The organism is Pseudomonas sp. EA_65y_Pfl1_P113, from assembly GCF_963970525.1.
In the GTDB taxonomy this organism is placed as follows: Bacteria; Pseudomonadota; Gammaproteobacteria; order Pseudomonadales; family Pseudomonadaceae; genus Aquipseudomonas; species Aquipseudomonas tritici.
Genome location: NZ_CAXAQM010000240.1, coordinates 1 through 606 on the forward strand (window position 1 = coordinate 1; position 606 = coordinate 606).

Below are 606 nucleotides of genomic sequence, written 5' to 3' on the forward strand. Positions count from 1 at the left end.
GCTCATCCGACGGCGTCACCCAGCGAGATGCTCGATCGTACCGGCCTAGACGCGCCGAGCGCGCGCAAGCCGCCTCTTGCAGCACCGCCGGCGACGAAGAAAGCCGAAGGCCTGCCTCCGATCACCTGGGCCATGGCAGCGATCGCGATTGCCATGCTGCTCTGGGGTGCTTGGGTCACGAAGCATATCGCCAGTCCCGCGGCTGCAGTGCCGATGGCGAGCGTCAGGCTCGAGGCGATCGTCAGCGAGTATGTTCAGGCGCAGAGCCACAGCAATGGCCAACCCGACGCCGTAGCGGCGCAAACTCGCGCTTTCATGGGCACGCTTGACCAGGAGCTGCAGAAGATAGGGGCCTCGGGTACGACGGTGCTCGTCGGCGAGGCCATCCTTTCCAAGAACGTCCCAGACATCACCGATCAGATCCGCCGTGCGGTCTATGCGAAGGTCCCGCTTCCCGTGGCCTCCGCAGCCCCGCCGGCTGGTCCCTCGGTCGGCGCGGTTACCCCATCAGCCTCCGGGGTAGCCGCGCCGATTGCGCCGGCCGCATCGCCGTTCGCATCGCCGCCACAGGGCTCCGGGCTCGACGCCGCGATCGCGCCCTCCGTT

The 606-nt window shown here is 68.0% G+C and carries 1 protein-coding gene; it reads left to right on the top strand.

Going from position 1 to position 606, the window contains the following annotated elements:
- Positions 1-27: 27 nt before the first annotated feature.
- The coding region (locus AACY52_RS29355; protein ID WP_339561226.1) for a TrbI F-type domain-containing protein at positions 28-606 on the top strand (579 nt) is incomplete at its 3' end.